This window comes from Butyricimonas faecihominis, from assembly GCF_033096445.1.
Lineage (GTDB): Bacteria > Bacteroidota > Bacteroidia > Bacteroidales > Marinifilaceae > Butyricimonas > Butyricimonas faecihominis.
In genome coordinates this window covers 2,655,948-2,672,802 of sequence record NZ_AP028155.1, presented here as the reverse complement: position 1 = coordinate 2,672,802, position 16,855 = coordinate 2,655,948, and the positions used below count along the sequence as shown (strand labels likewise).

Below are 16,855 nucleotides of genomic sequence, written 5' to 3'. Positions count from 1 at the left end.
GTTAGGAGGAGGCCTTTGTCCGATCGTTTGTGAAATGAATAAAAATAAGGAATGATGAAAAAGAAATCGAAGTATGTGATCGGATGGTTTCCGGTAATTCTTTTACTTCTGGTTTGTCCTCTCTCGGGACAGGCGCAAGACTATCTTCAGAAGAGAATAAACGTGGATTATCAAAATGCGACCATGAGGGATGTTTTGAAGGATCTGACCCAGAAAACGGGTGTCGAGTTTTTGTACAATCAAGATGAGGTGAAACAAGTAAAACCCCAGACATTCAAGATGGAACAAGTGTCTTTAAAGGAGGTCTTGGATCACTGTTTTAGGGGTACAAAACTTGGATTTAAATATGTTGACGGGATGATTGTCATTACTCTTTTGAAAGGGGCTCCGACTGCCAATTTAATGAAAATAACCGGTAAAGTCACCTCGAATAAGGGAGAGCCATTGATCGGTGCAACGATCACGCTGAAAGGTTCCACGATCGGAGTGGCAGCGGATGTTGACGGAAATTATGTTCTTAACGTTCCGCACTCCAAGGATATGATTCTACTCGTGTCGTTCATCGGGATGAAAACGAAAGAGGTGAAGATTTTACCGGATGAAACCGTGTATAATGTACAACTGGAGGATGAGGATGTTCAGATGGAGGACGTGGTTGTAACGGGATATGCTAATATCCGGAAATCCAGTTTCACGGGGAATACGGTAAGGGTGATGCAGGATGAATTGAAGAAGGTGGCATCTCGTAACCTGATCGTGGCGTTGCAGAATTTCGACCCTTCTTTGCGGATTCAGGAGAATTCGGAATGGGGATCGGATCCGAATGCTCTACCGGAGTTTTATATCCGGGGACGTTCTGGTATCGGGGTAAAAGATTTGGATCGGGATAACTTGTCAAAATCGTCTTTACAGGGGAATCCTAATCTCCCCCTGTTTATCATGGATGGTTTCGAGGTATCAGTAGAGAAAATATATGACTTTGATATGAGTCGGGTGGCATCGGTGGAGATATTGAAAGATGCGGCAGCGACAGCTATGTACGGCTCTCGGGGTGCTAACGGCGTGGTTGTCGTGACGACGCTGGCCCCGCAACCGGGAAAATTACGTGTTTCTTATAATTTTGACGGGGCATTGACAGCTCCGGACTTGTCGGATTATAACTTGATGAATGCGGCAGAGAAATTGAATGCCGAATTTTTAGCCGGTTGTTATGATGCGGAGGGACCGGGGGAACTATTGAAGAAACAGCAGGAGTATAATTTGAAAATGTATAACGTGCAGAGAGGCGTTGACACGTATTGGTTATCTAAGCCCCTACGTACGATTTTCAATCATAAACATAGCGTGTACGTGGAAGGTGGTTCTGATAACTTGCGTTTTGGGGTTGACTTGAAGTATGATAATCAGGACGGGGTGATGAAAGGCTCTTTCCGGGATCGGATGGGGGCGGGTTTCTCGTTGGACTACCGTTTTAAAAGGTTACAGATAAAAAATTACATTTCTTATAACGTCACGAAGTCTAAAGAGTCGCCTTACGGAACCTTCCGGGATTATACGGAGAAACAGCCTTACGACGAGTATAAGGATGAAATGGGGAATTATTTGAAAGAAACAAAACTTTGGCATGACGGGAGTAATACAAATTTAAAGAATCCTTTGTATGAAGCGACACTAGGCTCGTTTGACAGGTCGTCCTACCGGGAACTACTGGATAATATCAGCGTGAATTGGTACATCATGGATGGATTACAGTTGAAAGGAGAGTTTAGTGTAACGAAAAAAGATTCAAAGAGTGATAAATTCACGGATCCGAAATCATCTACATACGATTATTTGCAGGGAACGGACTTGAAAAGAGGGGAACTTTCAAGATATAACGCGGAGAGCGTGGAATGGAACCTGAATGCCGTGGTGATGTATAATAAATTGATCGATAGACACAGCATTAATTTTACCCTTGGGGTGAATGCCGTGGATAAGTCCGCGTCCAACGAGACTGCATTATACAAGGGATTTCCTTCGGCCGAGATGTGGAAACCGGCTTACGCTTACGAGATTGTGACGAAGCCGACGTTCGACGAGAGCGCATCCCGATTGTTTGGCGCCCTGTCTTTTTTGAACTATTCGTATAATGACATTTATCTGCTGGATTTGTCTTGTCGTTTTGACGGGTCGTCAGAATTCGGGACTGATAAAAAATTTGCTCCTTTCTGGTCGAGTGGGATCGGTGTGAACATCCATAATTACAAGTATATAAAGGAACATCTGCCTAATCTTGACATATTCAAAATTCGGGCGACTTACGGGCAGACGGGTAAGGTTAATTTCGCTCCTTTTGAGGCACAGACGATGTACACGACTTACACGAAGGATTGGTATTCCACGGGATTTGGGGCAATTATTCAATCCTTGGGAAATAATAGGCTGAAGTGGGAAAAAACAAATACCTGGGATCTCGGTTTCGATTTAAAAATATACCGTGGTGCCTTGGATATGAGGTTCTCGTATTACAATAAGAAGACCGTGGATCTGGTTACGGACGTGGCAATCCCGTCATCTTCCGGTTTCAGCTCTTACAAGGATAATTTGGGAGAGGTCAGGAATGAGGGGGTCGAGGTGTCGTTGAAAACGATGATCTTGAATCGGGGTGACTTGCTGGTTTCCGTGTACGCGAATATCGCACATAATAAAAATGAAATATTGAAAATTTCTGAATCGCTGGCCGCTTACAATGATAAAGTGAACGAGTATTATAAGACGAAAGAAGTAGGCCGGGATTATTCAAAGGCGTTGACCAAATACGTTCCGGGAGGTTCCCTGACATCAATTTTTGGTATGCGTTCTTTGGGTATAGACCCGGCGACCGGGGATGAACTTTTCCTGAAAAATGATGGGACGACGACTTACACGTGGGATCCCACCGAGACTGTCGTGATTGGCAATACGGAACCGGATGCGCAAGGATCTTTCGGGCTGAACGTGGCCTATAAGAATTTCTTCCTGTATTGTTCGTTTATGTACGAGTTCGGTGGACAACGCTATAATTATACGTTGGTGAATGACGTGGAGAATGCTGATGTCTATAATTATAACGTGGATAAGCGGGTGTCTGCTGACCGTTGGCAAAAAGAGGGGGATATATCTCCTTTGAAGGATATTCGGGATCGGGATATTACCACGAATCCCACATCCCGGTTTATACAGGATTATAACGTTTTGGCGTTGAATTCTTTATCGATAGGATATGATTTTAACCTGGCCTTTGTAAAACCAATAGGATTAAGCATGTTGCGGTTACAATTTAACATGGGGGATGTGGTTCGTTTCTCGTCCGTGAAACAGGAACGCGGCTTGTCTTATCCGTATGCCCGGACGTTTAATATATCGTTGAATGCAAGTTTTTAATTTAAAATAGAGTGCTATGAAGTATGGTAAGATATATTTGTTTATTCTGGCGGTAGTGTTGTTCAGTTCCTGTAATGACTGGTTGACTGTTACACCGCAGAATAAGACGCAGGAAGATGATCTTTTCAAGACGGGTGACGGGTATCGGGTTGCGTTGAACGGACTCTATCAGCAGATGTCCGAAAACTCGTTGTACGGTCAGGAACTGACTTGGGGATTTATGAGTGTTCTCTCGCAGAATTACGTGTATGATAACTTGAAATCGCAGAGATATAAAGATGCGGGAGCTTACGAGTATGGAACAAGCGGGTGTTCGTCGATTATAGACGGGATCTGGCGGAAATTGTATAACACGATTGCGAACTGCAATAATTTGCTACAACGGATAGAGACGGAAAATCCCGGCCTTTTTGAATTGAAGGAACTGGAAAGGAACATGATTATGGGCGAGGCTTATTCTATTCGTGCTTTTTGCCAGTTCGAGTTGTTACGTCTGTTTGCCCCGGCTCCCGTTACTGATGATAAAAAGGTTTATTTGGTTTATGTTACGGAATATCCGACTCTTGTTGGTAAGAAATTACCGGTTACGGATTATCTCGATCTGGTGATAGACGATTTGAAAAAGGGGAAAAATCTGCTGGCAACGTTTGACACGATAGAACCTTATGTTGTTGGGGAACAGGCTTATTGGTTCCGGATGGAATGTAGTAGTTATCCTTCTTCTCCGGGGGCGTTTTTTAACGCGAGGGGTACTCATCTGGACTATTACGCGACAACGGCTCTTTTGGCCCGGGTGTACCAGTATGCTAATATGCAGGAGTTAGCTCTAAAAGAGGCGAGAGAGATATTGGAGTGCGAGTATTTTGATTTCACACCCGAGAGTCAGTTATCTATGGATCAAGTAAATGATCGGAATCAGAAAGCTCATTGTGACATCATGTTTTCCTTGTTCAATAATCAGGAAAATAAGATTGCTGAGTCCTATTATAATGGGATTGCCGGTTTCATGGAAATTAAAGATATGACTAATCTTTTCACGGGGGATGGCGATGATTACCGGAAAGCTTATATGGTTATAAAATCATACGACAGTAAGGATATATCTATCAAATGGCGAGAAAGTTCGAACCAAGAGGTGTTCAATCAACAAAATCCTTTGATCCCGGTGATCCGGCTAAGCGAGATGTATTATATCGCGGGTGAGGCTATTTTTGATAAAGATCCAGGACAGGCGATTGACTGGTTGGACGAGGCTCGTCTCGGACGGGGATGTAAAACCCGTTTGCCGAGGGAGCTTACGAAAGCCCAGTATCTGGAACGAGTTATTCAGGATGCTCGTAGGGAATATATAGCCGAGGGGCAGTTGTTTTATCTTTACAAACGTTTGAATCATCCGGTGATAGATGGTGATAAAACGATAGAACTGGGGGCGAAATTCGTGTTGCCGATTCCTGATAGTGATCTGGTTAGTTTTTAATTAAAAAGGAGATGTATGAAGAATTTATTATGGATAGTTTTAGCGTTGTTTTTATTCTCTTGTAACGAAAAGGGATTTAAAACTTATGATGGGGAAAATTATTTGGCTTTTACTAAAGATTTCACGAAGGATAGTACGATCGTCTCTTTTTTCTTCCATCCGGGTGAATCGGAATTAGACGTGCCCTTGGAAGTTACTTTAGCCGGAATTCCATTGAGGGAAGCAAGGACGTTTACTCTGGTCGCAGTCAAGGACGAGACGGATATCGATGCGGCGAATTACCAGTTGAGCGAGAGCTACACGTTTCGTTCCGGGATGGTAAAAGATACGATATACGTGCATGTGGTAAATTCCGAGGTGCTGAAAGCGAAAGCTTTTAAGCTGGTGTTGGAAATTCAGGGAAATGATGATTTTGTCCCGGGGGTGTCTTCTTTCCGAAAAACGAAGTTGGTGATCAGCGATATAGCGGCTCAGCCGGATTGGTGGACTTCGGTCGTGATAAAGTCCTATCTCGGAAAATACTCGGATAAGAAATATCAATTGCTGATTGAAGTAACAGGGGAGTCGGATTTTAGTGCCTGTACCCCGAGTGAATTTACGGCTTATGCTTTACAATTGAAATATTATTTACAAAAGCATATTGATGCCGGGAATCCCCCGATTTATGACGAGGATAACAACGAGAACATGAAAGTTACGGTAATCGGTTAATTAATGATTTGAATACATGAGAAGATTACAAATAATATGGATATTACTTCTTCCTTTTGTGTTAGGAAGATGTTACGAGGACAAGGGATCGTATGATTATAAAGAGATGAACAAACCGCAGGTTGCCGGCTTGGAAGGTTCCTATGCCGTGGGCTTGGGAGATGAACTGGACATTCGTCCCGAGATTACATTCCCGTTAAATAACGATTCCGGCATAAAATACGAGTGGAATGTAGGGGGAAAGATTATTTCCACTGAAAAGAATCTATATATTCCGCAATATAGCGGGGAGATTGGTACGACATATTGTAGTTTTAATATTATCAATGAGGCGGAAAATGTGACCTACATGAATACCTTTAATTTGAGGGTATCACCGACTTATTCCGTGGGCTGGTTGATTCTGTCGGAGAAAGACGGGAATACCAGTATTTCTTACATTCGCCCGAAAGAACAGGAGAAAGACGGGAAAGCGGAATATACTTTTGAAGAGTTTCCAGATGCTTATTTTAAAAACACGGGTGAGATTTTGGGAAAAAGTCCAGTGAAGCTGATGGAGCATTGGTGTTTTAATTATTCCGTGATGGGCGAGGTCTTAGTGCTGAATGGAGAGGGGGATTGCGTGGAATTGGATGGAGGGGCTTTGACTAAAAAAGTAGCTGTGAAACAAGAGTTCATAGGAGAAGCTTACCCGAGAGGTTTTAAGGCAAAAGATGCGACATTTAGTTTTAATAATAGTTACTTGATCTCTGAGGATGGAAAGATGTACAGTAGGAAATCCGAAGACGTGGGAAATTATCACACGGGGTTATATGGACAAGAACCTGTTTACGTGGCGGATAGTTTGAGTATCAAGTTTGCTATTCCGGCTAAGTTCATGAATGCGTACCACATGCTGGTGTATGATGGTTATAACCGTCGTTTGATATGGATTGCTTATGATACATATCAACCCGGCAAGATTAATCCTCTAGTTTACGCTGCCGATCCGAAGTTCACGAATCTGGGCGACATGGGGGATAAGGATTTGGTTTATTGTGGGTATTATAAAGTGAGCGATTTTGCTACCTCCGGGTATTTTGCCTTGTTGAAGTCGGATGCTGGGCAATATTATGTACGTGATTTTAAACTGTATTCTTACATTTTCTCGGCTATGGTGACAGATAATTACGAGATGGAATTTCCGGGGGCCAGCTTGATTAAGCCGGACAGTAAATTCCTGTCGTTACCATTGCGAAAGTATTTCTTCCTTTCTTCTGGTGATGTGTTGTATTATTACGACAAGGCGACTTTGGAGAAAGCTCCTAAAAGATATGTCGGATTTGACGGTGTGAGGATTACTTCAATTCAGAGCAACAAGGATAACAATCAGATTGCAGTTGGGCTTGAAAATGGTAAGTTCTATATCTATGATATTACGGATAAGTCATTGGCTGGCGGGGAACCCCAACTGGTGTACGAGGCTGAAACGAATTTTGGGAAAATTGTGGATGTGATTTATAAATATGGTACTTTGTTGAATTACATGTAATTGTATGTGTGTAATAGAGTGTGAGGTCGGTTAATTGCTAGCCGGCCTCTTTTTGCGTGTAGAAACTTAATAGGTTTGAAAATGTTATAGATGGAGGTAGTAAATTGGAATAATTTGTAGGTTAGCAGGCTTTAAAAACGTCAATAAATGCTATATTTACAGCCTCTATTTTGTGTAAAGTGTTTAAATTGTAAAAGTGTTTAAATTGTAAAAGTGTTTATTATGTTATTACGCGGATGTTTAGTTATTTTGTTGTTAGGCGTGCAATTCGCTTTTGGACAACAGAAACCCAATCCGGATTGGGTAAATCAGAAGTTTTCCATGTTTATTCACTGGGGATTGTATTCGGAGTTGGGGGGAGTTTGGAAGGGACAACCGGTTCGTTCCGGGTATAGTGAGCAGATACAGTCTTTTGCCAAGATCCCGAAGGCGGAGTACGAGGCGGTGGCGAAAGAATTTGATCCGGAGAAATGGAATGCTGATTCCGTGGTGGCTTTGGCAAAGGCAGCGGGGATGAAGTCCATCGTGTTCACGTCGAAACATCATGACGGTTTTTGTATGTATCATTCCAAGTACACGAAGTATAATATCGTGGATGCAACCCCTTTCAAGCGGGACGTGATGAAAGAATTGTCGGATGCTTGCCGTCGGCAGGGGGTGAAGTTTGCGGTTTATTATTCGTTGATTGATTGGAATTTCCCCGGAAATGGCATTACCCCTCATAATGCGGATGCCATCTCGAAGGAACACCATGCGTTCAGTATGCATCAAGTGGAAGAGATCATGACAAATTACGGTCTGATTTCTGAAATTTGGTTTGACATGGGGTCTTTGAGCGGGCAACAGAGTAAAGAGTTGTATGACCTTGTGAGTCGTCTGCAACCGCAGTGTATGGTGAGTGGGCGTTTGGGAAATGACCGGGGAGACTTTGCCGTGATGGCGGATAATGCTTATCCGGATTACAAGATTGGAGTGCCTTGGCAGACACCGGCCTCGTTTTTCGATGAGACATGGAGTTATCGCTCTTGGCAGGAACGGGGAAGTTTGGATAAAAAGATTGATGAGAAGTTACGTAGTTTAGTGAAGGTGGTAAGCCGTGGCGGTAACTTTTTACTGAACATTGGTCCGAGAGGGGATGGTTCCGTGGTAGAATTCGAACGAGATGCTTTATTAGCAATGGGGAAATGGATGAAACGTTACGGAGAAGGAATTTATAATACGACAGCTAATCCTTTTGATCATGCAGTTAAATGGGGGGACATTACTTGTAAGGGGAGTAATCTCTACTTGTTTGTTGAGAAGATCCCGGCTAACCGGGAGATTATTTTGAACGGGTTGATCGGGAAAGCGAAAAAAGCAAGTTTGTTAGCTGACGGGAAGGCCTTGAACTTGAAACAGGATGGGCAGTCCGTGTCGGTAAATATTCCCGGGGATGTGAAACCGGACCGGGGTATGATCGTGGTGAAACTGGAATTTGCCGGAGCCTTCCGGGTTGTTCCCGACCAGATCCTTGAAACGAGTGAATTGTCGGCTGTGAATGCAATTCCCGTGTATGCTTATTCCAGCATGGATTATTATTCCAGTTTCCGGAGTACGGTTGGGTTTAGCTGGCATTTCAGAAAATCCGGAAAGACCATTACCCCGACAATTGTTTACACGGCAGGAGAGCAGGGAAAAGAACTCCGTTTGGTCATTGACGGGAAGGAGCAGGATGTGACTTTGGTTGGCGGGGAAGTACAGAAGTTGAATAACCACCCGGAGGGGATCACGTGGGGTAAGGTGTATATGTTCGATCCTCAAGAGGAACGCTTTAATGGTACGATTCTTGATCCGAAAGTAAATGCGGTAGCTTGGCGTTTGTGGGATGATTTTAAACCGGGAAAAGCCTTAAATATCCCAATGCAGGAGAAACAGTCGGTGCATATATTACACGAATTAACGAGTGATCGGGAGCAGGATGTACTGGTTGAATTAGGGGTTGCCGACGGGGTGCAGGTAGCCTTGAATGGTAAGGATGTGTTGTTGCGTACATATGTTGGCGGAATACCCCGGACAAATGAGGTGATAAAACTACATTTGAAGAAGGGAAATAATCAGTTGGTCGTGAAGTTACACAATCGTTACGGGACAGAAGTAACCTATTTGATGAATCCGAACGTGAAACAAGAAGAGTATAAACTTCGTTTGAAATCAATGAAGCTTTACTCCGAGGAAATTCACGATTGCAGTCTTGGAATGGCTCATCCTGCCAACAAGAATAGCGATATGGGATTACGGGATATACGAGTAGAATTAGAATAATAAAATATAGATATGAAAAAGAGATTACGTAAGAAATTACATAGGGGAGAGTTCCGGGAACTGGGATTTTCTTTTGATGCCAAATTCAAGGCAGATACGGAAATGCAAGTGGTTGAAGCATGGTTACAGGAGTTAGCAAGCTTGTTGAATTCTCATTCTTTGGAAATGGGGGGAGGTTGGAATTCCAATGTTTGTGGGGGATTCATTACCCGTGAACGGGGTAGTGTTACTCCGGAAGAACAGGACATCGTACGGAAATGGTTTGATGAACACGGGCAGAATTTGGAATCCGTTACTGTCGGTGAGTTGAAAGATGCCTGGTACGGGTGGTAAAAAAACACCGATCAGTTTTCATTTCATTATAAAATATTATATTTTTGTCTGCGCTTGGGGCTGTATTTACAGCCCCAAGTTTGTAAGGTTCTCGTGGGTTGTTTATGCTCAACTTCTTTTCAGGGTTAACATGAATCGTGTATGTGATTTTATTGGTTGAAAGAACTTTACGGGTATTTTCCGTTATGGCGAGATGACTAGAAAACTGATTATATGAGAACAAAATTTTATTTACCTTTTATTGCTTTAGCATTGATAGCTACAAGTTGCAATAGTAAAAAAGAGGCGACCAAGGAAAGTGGAATCCGCCTCGCGAATCTGGATCAGACGATTAATCCGAGAAATGATTTTTACCAGTATGCCTGTGGAGGCTGGATGAAAGCTAACCCGCTCACGGATGAGTATTCAAGTTTCGGTTCATTCGATCAATTGGCCGAAAATAATCGTACCCAGATCAAAGGATTGATTGAGGAATTGGCCAAGCAACAATCCCAGCCGGGCAGTATCACCCAGAAAATCGGGGATTTGTATAATATCGCCATGGATAGTGCTAAGTTGAATGCGGACGGGGTTGCCCCGATTAAAGAATACTTGGATAAATTGGCGGCGATCAAAGATAGAAATGGTTTATCTCAGGAGATAGCAACCATGCACCGGGATGGTTTCGGACCTTTCTTCGGTTTGTACGTGGGGGCTGATGACATGAACAGTTCTATGAATATGGCCCAGTTGTATCAAGGAGGTTTAAGCTTGGGGGAACGTGAATATTATTTGGATGATGATGACCATACAAAGGAAATTCGCACGAAGTTTGAAGAACACGTGGGTAAGATGTTCCAATTGGCCGGGTTTACCGCGGAAGAAGCTCAAAAAGCGGCAAAGAATGTGATGACAGTCGAGACTCGTTTGGCTGAAGCTTCTAAGTCTGCCGTGGAATTGCGTGACCCGTACGCGAATTACAATAAAATTACAGTGGCACAATTGAAGAAAGAAGTTCCGTCAATAGATTGGGATGCTTATTTCACGACGATCGGGTTGAAAGATTTGCAGGAAGTGAACGTGGGACAAATGGATGAGATCAAAACGGTTGCCGATTTATTGAAAAAAGAAGATTTGGATGTATTGAAGGCTTATTTACAGTGGAATGTGATTAATACGGCATCTTCTTATTTGAGTGATAACTTTGTTGCACAGAACTTTGATTTTTATGGAAGAACTCTTTCCGGAACGAAAGAAATGCAACCTCGATGGAAACGTGCCGTTAGCGCTGTGAATGGTGTGCTGGGAGAGGCCGTCGGACAAATGTATTCCGAAAAATATTTCCCTGCCGCGGCTAAAGAGCGTATGATTAAGTTGGTTGGAAACTTGCAGAAAGCTTTGGGAGAACGGATTCAAGGATTGGAATGGATGAGTGAAGAGACAAAAGCGAAAGCTTTGGAAAAATTGGCCGCATTCCATGTAAAAGTGGGTTATCCTGATAAATGGAGAGATTATTCCAATCTGGAAATAAAGAATGATTCTTACTGGGCGAATATTATTCGTTCCAATCATTTCGATCATGATAAAATGATTGCCAAGGCAGGTAAACCAGTCGATAAGGACGAATGGTTGATGACCCCGCAAACTGTAAATGCTTATTATAATCCGACGACGAACGAAATTTGTTTCCCGGCAGCTATTCTTCAGTATCCGTTCTTTGACATGAATGCGGATGATGCTTGTAATTATGGTGCTATTGGAGTTGTTATCGGTCACGAAATGACTCATGGTTTTGATGATCAAGGGCGTCAATATGATAAGGATGGAAACTTGAAAGACTGGTGGACTCCGGAGGATGCCAAGAACTTCAAGGAAAGAGCCCAAGTGTTAGTAGACTATTTTGGAAATATCGAGGTGTTACCGGGCTTGAAAGCGAATGGAGAACTGACGTTAGGTGAAAATATCGCTGACCATGGTGGTTTGCAGGTGTCATTCTTGGCATTACAGAAAGCGATGGCTGAAAACCCGCTTGGAAAAGACGAGCATGGTTTCACTCCGGAACAACGTTTCTTCTTGTCATACGCTAATGTTTGGGCAGATAACACCCGTGATGAACAAATCCGTTTGCAAACGAAATCCGATCCTCACTCTTTGGGACGGTGGCGTGTGAATGCAGCACTTCCTCACATCAGTATGTGGTATGACGCGTTTGGCGTGAAAGAAGGTGATGCATTGTATTTGCCGGTTGAAAAGAGAGCTTCTATCTGGTAATAGGTGGTTTTTATGATATTGATTCCCCGGGTTGGCTATGCTGATTCGGGGAATGTTTTTTAGGGGTATCTCGCCTGTATTACAGTATACTTGCGTCGGTGTCTCGTTAGTAGGTTAACGAAAGGTTAACGAAAGGTCAACGATAGGTTAACGGTGTGGACTATCAATTTATGGGCGATATTTTCTTCATATATCATGTATATATACAGGAGACACCGAGGAGTGTACGGCGAGACTACTAAGCGTGTCTAAGGAAGGTATAAATCGGGAAGGGGCTAGGAACTAGGATTGTTGCCTGCATGGATTTGTTTTTAACCAAAAAATAATTTATATTTGCTTGATACTAAAATTAAAAGGGTTATGGACATAGTTAAGCGAGATCAGTTTATTGCTCTTTGGAAGAAATATTTCAATGATGCGGAACTTCCTGTTGCATTTTATTATTCAAAGGAAAATAATAACGCCACGATCGTGAAGAAGGCGATGGGGCATACTTGTATCATAGCCCAGCTTGGGCGAGTTCGTAAAGGTGAATCGCTTTGTTTTTTACCGGATTCGGTGGGATGTGGCGGGGGAAAGTTTTACTTGGGATTCAGTAAAAGTATGAGGGAGGGATTCGAATATTTCCTGTCTCACGGGGAAAACACGCCTCACTGCGAGCGCTATAAACGGACCCCAGAACAGGTGAATGCTTTCTTGAAGACGATCCATGAACTTCCGAGAAAAGGTGATTGTCTGGTGTTTAAACGTTGGGATCACTTGACGGAGCAAGACGAGCCGGAGGCTGTGTTTTTCTTTGCCCCGGCGGATGTTATCTCTGGGCTTTTCACCTTAGCCGGTTTTGACAGTTCGAAACAGGAGGCAGTGATTTCTCCTTTTGGGGCCGGCTGTACCTCTATTATTTACTATCCTTACCGGGAACAAATAGAGGGTACGAAAAGAGCGGTGCTTGGGATGTTCGACCCGTCGGCAAGGTTATGTACGGGTAGTAATCTATTGTCTTTTGCCGTGCCGATCTCGAAATTCATGGAGATGATTGACCAGATGGAGGAGAGTTTCCTGATCACGAACACGTGGAAGATGATGCAAAAACGGATGTGATGGATGTGAAACGGGGAGCCCGGTTATGCGTCTCGTTTTATGAGATGTTTGCGGCTTCCGCTCTTGCCGTGTCCTTTGCCTGCGGGCTGATTATGTTCATTTACCGGATGAAATCATCGGCCGTAGTGGCGGTGATCATTGTGGCTACCTTTTGGTTCAAGGTAGCCACGATGGTATTCATCCGGTTTACTACAAAACGGAAATCAGGACGTTTTTTCTATTATTACAAGAACGTGGGGATGTCGATCCGGTGGCTTTGGGGTATGGCTTTGGTGTTTGATTTCCTGACGTACGTGGTCTGTATGTTAATCGCTTATCAATTGTAATCATGCATACGCTTGATGTAAGTAATCTCCACTTGGAATACGGGTTTAAGCGTGTCCTGTGGGATACTTGCCTGCACTGTGAAACGGGGCAGGTCGTCGGTATTCTTGGCCGGAACGGGGGTGGAAAAAGTTGTCTGATGCAAGTTATTTACGGGGGATTGAGATTGAAGGATCAATATGTGGCTATTGACGGAAGGGTTTTGTTGACAAGAGAAAGGCGCCCGGAGGATATGCGTTATCTTTTACAACAGAGTTTCGTGCTACCGGGTTTGTCTGTAAAACAGGTGTTTGATGATTTCGGGGTGGCGTTCGAGAGTTTCGTGGAGGACTTTCCCGATTTTGTAGGGACAGCCCGAAAGCGAATGAAGACTTTTTCCACGGGGGAGCGAAGGATGATTGAGGTGTACGCGGTTCTGGCCTCGGATTCGAAATTTTGTTTGTTGGATGAGCCGTTCTCTTTTATGATGCCCCTGCACGTGCAGAAAATGAAAGAGGTGATCCGGCGGGAGAAAGAACGGAAAGGGATTGTAATTACCGACCACTATTTCGAGGACGTGATAGATATTAGTGACGAGTTATTTATATTGAGAAGTGGTAAAACTTGGCGGGTCAATGGACGTGAGGATCTCGAATTGTTAGGATATATAAGGAATACAGATGGAATTCAAGATAGATGAACAGACGTTGAACGATCTGGAGTTGTTCAATCAAGCTTTGGACGGGAAAAGTATTTTCTCTTGTTTCAATACCGCTTGCTCTGACGGGGGTAAGGCTTGTATAAGAAAGATGTTAGAAAGGCCGTTGACAGATGTCAATAAAATTCGGGGTCGAGTCGAGGCGATTCGCTATCTGGGGCAATTGCCGTTCTTTTTGGATATTCGTCGGGAAGAATTGAGTTTTATCGAGGTTTACCTGCAACAGGAGGATGTGCCTCAACGCAATATATATCATTTAACGAGTCGGGCGGTGAAAGGATGGTTGAAACCGGATAACGATTGTTATCTGCGCCAACGTGCAGTCCCGTATCTTGGGCGGCTTATCCGTGAGTTGGGGACTTTTATGGACGAGTTGCCAGCGGGGAGAGTGCCGGAGGTGGTAAGGGATATGCAACAGAGGGTGAAAGAAACGCTTGCCCGTGAAGGGATGCAATACTTGGTGAACCAGAAAAAAGATTCTTTTTGGACACGAGAAAGTCTGGACCTTTATTTTCGAGGGAAGGAACTTGATGGGGTTCGTGTTGTGCTGGATACCTTATATATGCTGGATGCTTTACGATCGTTGGGGATTATGACTAAAGGGAAGGAGTTGACGTTTCCGATTTTCACGGAAAGTGGGAGAATGGTGAGGATCGAGGGATTGTATCACTTGTTTTTGGAGAATCCGGTAAAGAATGATGTTTTGCTTGACGAACGGCAACATCTATGTTTCCTGACAGGGCCGAATATGGCGGGAAAATCAACTTGCATGAAGGCTTTCGGGGTGGCGGTTTATCTGGCTCATTGCGGCTTTCCCGTACCGGCAGATCGGATGGAATTGTCCGTGTTTAAAGGGTTATTTACCACGATTAATTTGTCGGATAATCTGTCATTGGGATACAGTCATTATTATAATGAGGTTGCCCGGGTAAAATATATCGTGGAACAGGTGCGGGATTTACAGGAAGTGGTGGTGGTTTTTGATGAACTATTCCGGGGAACTAACGTGAAGGATGCGTATGATGCCTCTTGTGCGGTGATTGGTGGATTGGCCCGGTTGGCATATGGGGTGTTTATGATTTCCACGCATATTGTCGAGGTGGCGGAATTTTTGAAACCGTTTCCTTCGGTATGTTTCCGTTTCTTTGAAATAGACATGACGACGGGAGAACCCCGTTACACCTATCGCTTGCGGGAAGGAGTTTCCGACGAACGGATCGGGATGTATATTTTGAAGAAAGCGGGGGTGGTGGATTTGATAGAATCGTTATGAACAAGTGAATACAGAAAAAAATCATGAATTATTCTTTACTTGTTTGTTATCATTAGAATTATTTCTATTTTTGTGTTTGTAAAATGTTTCTTCGGGGCAGGGTGCAACTCCCTACCGGCGGTTATAGTCCGCGACTCCCTTTCGAGGGACTGATTCAGTGAAATTCTGAAACCGACGGTTAAAGTCCGGATGATAGAGGAGATATTTAGTTGTAATTGATGTTATATTAATACAATATAAATCTATGCCCCGAATGTGTATGCATTCGGGGCATTTTTGTTTAAAGGAGATTTTGAACATGGTGAGACAGGAAGACATTGAATACATGCGACGAGCGATGGAGCTTGCCGAACGGGGAGTAGGATTCACGAATCCGAACCCGATGGTGGGAGCCGTGATCGTGAAGGGAGGAAAGGTGATCGGGGAAGGATGGCACGAGAGATGCGGAGAATGGCATGCGGAGAGGAACGCTTTCAAGAATTGTACGGTTCCTGCGGAGGGTGCCACGATGTACGTGACGTTGGAACCTTGTTGCCATTATGGAAAGACCCCGCCTTGCACGGAGGCCATTATTGAACATGGGATTGCCCGGGTGGTGGTCGGGATGGAAGATCCGAACCCGTTGGTGGCAGGGAAAGGTATTGCTTTGTTAAGAGAGGCGGGGATAGAGGTGGTTTGCGGGGTCGAGGAAGAGGCTTTGCGGGAACAGAATCGAGTATTTTTGAAATATATATCGACAAAGTTGCCTTGGGTGGCAATGAAGACCGCGATGACGCTGGATGGGAAGATCGCGACCCGGACGGGAGATTCGAAATGGATCACGGGAGCGGAAGCGCGAGCTTACGTGCATGAATTGCGGCATCGTTTTATGGCAATCGTAGTGGGAATCGGGACGGCCGTGGCGGACGATCCTTTATTGAATTGCCGGATTGAGGGCCGTGGTGTCAGACAGCCGATACGAGTGGTGGTAGATAGTAATGCCCGTTTGTCTTTGGATAGCCAGCTCGTGAAAACGGCCGGAGAGTATCGTACCATCGTGGCTCATACCCGTTTCGCTCCGGAAGAGAGTGTGAAAGCCTTGCGGGAAGCGGGTGTGGAGATGTTACTTTGCAAGGAGAAGGAAGGACTTGTGGATGTCAGGAACTTGTTGGAATTGTTGGGGCAGTCTGGAATTGATTCCATCTTGTTAGAAGGAGGAGGAAGTTTGAATTACACGTTTTTGGCGGAGGGGCTTGCGGATGAATTGTATGCTTTTATTGCCCCGAAGATCGTGGGGGGAATGAATGCCAAGACTCCGGTAGAAGGTGCAGGGATGGAGAAAATGGCTGATGCTATTAACCTTGAATTGGAAAACGTACTGAACGTCGGTCATGATGTCCTTTTAAAACTAAAAGTTAAAAACTAAAAGATAATAGATTTCGTGATTAAAAAAGTGAGGGCATTGAGCGAGGA

Annotated in this window: 12 protein-coding genes and 1 riboswitch; all 12 genes read left to right on the top strand. The window is 44.0% G+C overall.

Annotated elements, in window-relative coordinates; all coding sequences use genetic code 11:
- Nucleotides 1-51: 51 nt before the first annotated feature.
- Entirely contained in the window at nucleotides 52-3,405 is a 3,354-nt protein-coding gene (locus R8806_RS11125) for a SusC/RagA family TonB-linked outer membrane protein (RefSeq protein WP_124316205.1), read from the top strand.
- A 16-nt stretch (nucleotides 3,406-3,421) separates the two neighbouring features.
- Nucleotides 3,422-4,882, top strand: a complete 1,461-nt coding sequence (locus R8806_RS11120) for a RagB/SusD family nutrient uptake outer membrane protein (RefSeq protein ID WP_124316204.1) — start codon at nucleotides 3,422-3,424, stop codon at nucleotides 4,880-4,882.
- 15 nt (nucleotides 4,883-4,897) lie between these two features.
- Complete coding sequence (locus tag R8806_RS11115) at nucleotides 4,898-5,593, top strand: DUF4843 domain-containing protein (protein WP_124316203.1); 696 nt, start codon at nucleotides 4,898-4,900, stop codon at nucleotides 5,591-5,593.
- A gap of 16 nt (nucleotides 5,594-5,609) precedes the next feature.
- Entirely contained in the window at nucleotides 5,610-7,124 is a 1,515-nt protein-coding gene (locus R8806_RS11110) for a PKD-like family lipoprotein (protein WP_124316202.1), read from the top strand.
- A gap of 222 nt (nucleotides 7,125-7,346) precedes the next feature.
- Nucleotides 7,347-9,425: an alpha-L-fucosidase gene (locus R8806_RS11105; protein WP_124316201.1), complete on the top strand. Its 2,079-nt coding sequence runs from the start codon at nucleotides 7,347-7,349 to the stop codon at nucleotides 9,423-9,425.
- Nucleotides 9,426-9,437: 12 nt separating this feature from the next.
- Entirely contained in the window at nucleotides 9,438-9,758 is a 321-nt protein-coding gene (locus tag R8806_RS11100) for a 50S ribosome-binding protein YggL (protein WP_151411494.1), read from the top strand.
- Between the two features lie 213 nt (nucleotides 9,759-9,971).
- A complete protein-coding gene (locus R8806_RS11095) occupies nucleotides 9,972-12,008 on the top strand; it encodes a M13 family metallopeptidase (protein WP_124317788.1) in 2,037 nt (678 codons plus the stop codon).
- Nucleotides 12,009-12,368: 360 nt separating this feature from the next.
- Nucleotides 12,369-13,109, top strand: coding sequence for a DUF169 domain-containing protein (locus R8806_RS11090; protein WP_124317789.1), 741 nt, complete (start codon nucleotides 12,369-12,371; stop codon nucleotides 13,107-13,109).
- Nucleotides 13,082-13,435 (top strand): hypothetical protein, encoded by a 354-nt coding sequence (locus tag R8806_RS11085; RefSeq protein ID WP_124317790.1) that lies wholly within the window; start codon nucleotides 13,082-13,084, stop codon nucleotides 13,433-13,435. The genes R8806_RS11090 and R8806_RS11085 overlap by 28 nt, the downstream gene beginning before the upstream one ends.
- A 2-nt stretch (nucleotides 13,436-13,437) precedes the next feature.
- Nucleotides 13,438-14,112, top strand: a complete 675-nt coding sequence (locus tag R8806_RS11080) for an ATP-binding cassette domain-containing protein (RefSeq protein ID WP_124317791.1) — start codon at nucleotides 13,438-13,440, stop codon at nucleotides 14,110-14,112.
- The gene (locus tag R8806_RS11075; RefSeq protein ID WP_124317792.1) at nucleotides 14,093-15,403 is read left to right on the top strand and encodes a MutS-related protein; all 1,311 of its coding nucleotides are present in this window, start codon (nucleotides 14,093-14,095) and stop codon (nucleotides 15,401-15,403) included. The genes R8806_RS11080 and R8806_RS11075 overlap by 20 nt, the downstream gene beginning before the upstream one ends.
- 83 nt (nucleotides 15,404-15,486) lie before the next feature.
- Nucleotides 15,487-15,608: riboswitch (FMN riboswitch) on the top strand.
- A 93-nt stretch (nucleotides 15,609-15,701) separates the two neighbouring features.
- The gene (ribD, locus tag R8806_RS11070) at nucleotides 15,702-16,808 is read left to right on the top strand and encodes a bifunctional diaminohydroxyphosphoribosylaminopyrimidine deaminase/5-amino-6-(5-phosphoribosylamino)uracil reductase RibD (RefSeq protein ID WP_124317307.1); all 1,107 of its coding nucleotides are present in this window, start codon (nucleotides 15,702-15,704) and stop codon (nucleotides 16,806-16,808) included.
- Nucleotides 16,809-16,855 lie beyond the last annotated feature (47 nt).

What these genes read in the sequence shown, in the direction of transcription:
- R8806_RS11125 (WP_124316205.1), top strand. Translation starts at nt 52, where the DNA reads ATGATGAAAAAGAAATCGAAGTATGTGATCGGATGGTTTCCGGTAATT.
- R8806_RS11120 (WP_124316204.1), top strand. Translation starts at nt 3,422, where the DNA reads ATGAAGTATGGTAAGATATATTTGTTTATTCTGGCGGTAGTGTTGTTC.
- R8806_RS11115 (WP_124316203.1), top strand. Translation starts at nt 4,898, where the DNA reads ATGAAGAATTTATTATGGATAGTTTTAGCGTTGTTTTTATTCTCTTGT.
- R8806_RS11110 (WP_124316202.1), top strand. Translation starts at nt 5,610, where the DNA reads ATGAGAAGATTACAAATAATATGGATATTACTTCTTCCTTTTGTGTTA.
- R8806_RS11105 (WP_124316201.1), top strand. Translation starts at nt 7,347, where the DNA reads ATGTTATTACGCGGATGTTTAGTTATTTTGTTGTTAGGCGTGCAATTC.
- R8806_RS11100 (WP_151411494.1), top strand. Translation starts at nt 9,438, where the DNA reads ATGAAAAAGAGATTACGTAAGAAATTACATAGGGGAGAGTTCCGGGAA.
- R8806_RS11095 (WP_124317788.1), top strand. Translation starts at nt 9,972, where the DNA reads ATGAGAACAAAATTTTATTTACCTTTTATTGCTTTAGCATTGATAGCT.
- R8806_RS11090 (WP_124317789.1), top strand. Translation starts at nt 12,369, where the DNA reads ATGGACATAGTTAAGCGAGATCAGTTTATTGCTCTTTGGAAGAAATAT.
- R8806_RS11080 (WP_124317791.1), top strand. Translation starts at nt 13,438, where the DNA reads ATGCATACGCTTGATGTAAGTAATCTCCACTTGGAATACGGGTTTAAG.
- R8806_RS11075 (WP_124317792.1), top strand. Translation starts at nt 14,093, where the DNA reads ATGGAATTCAAGATAGATGAACAGACGTTGAACGATCTGGAGTTGTTC.
- ribD (WP_124317307.1), top strand. Translation starts at nt 15,702, where the DNA reads ATGGTGAGACAGGAAGACATTGAATACATGCGACGAGCGATGGAGCTT.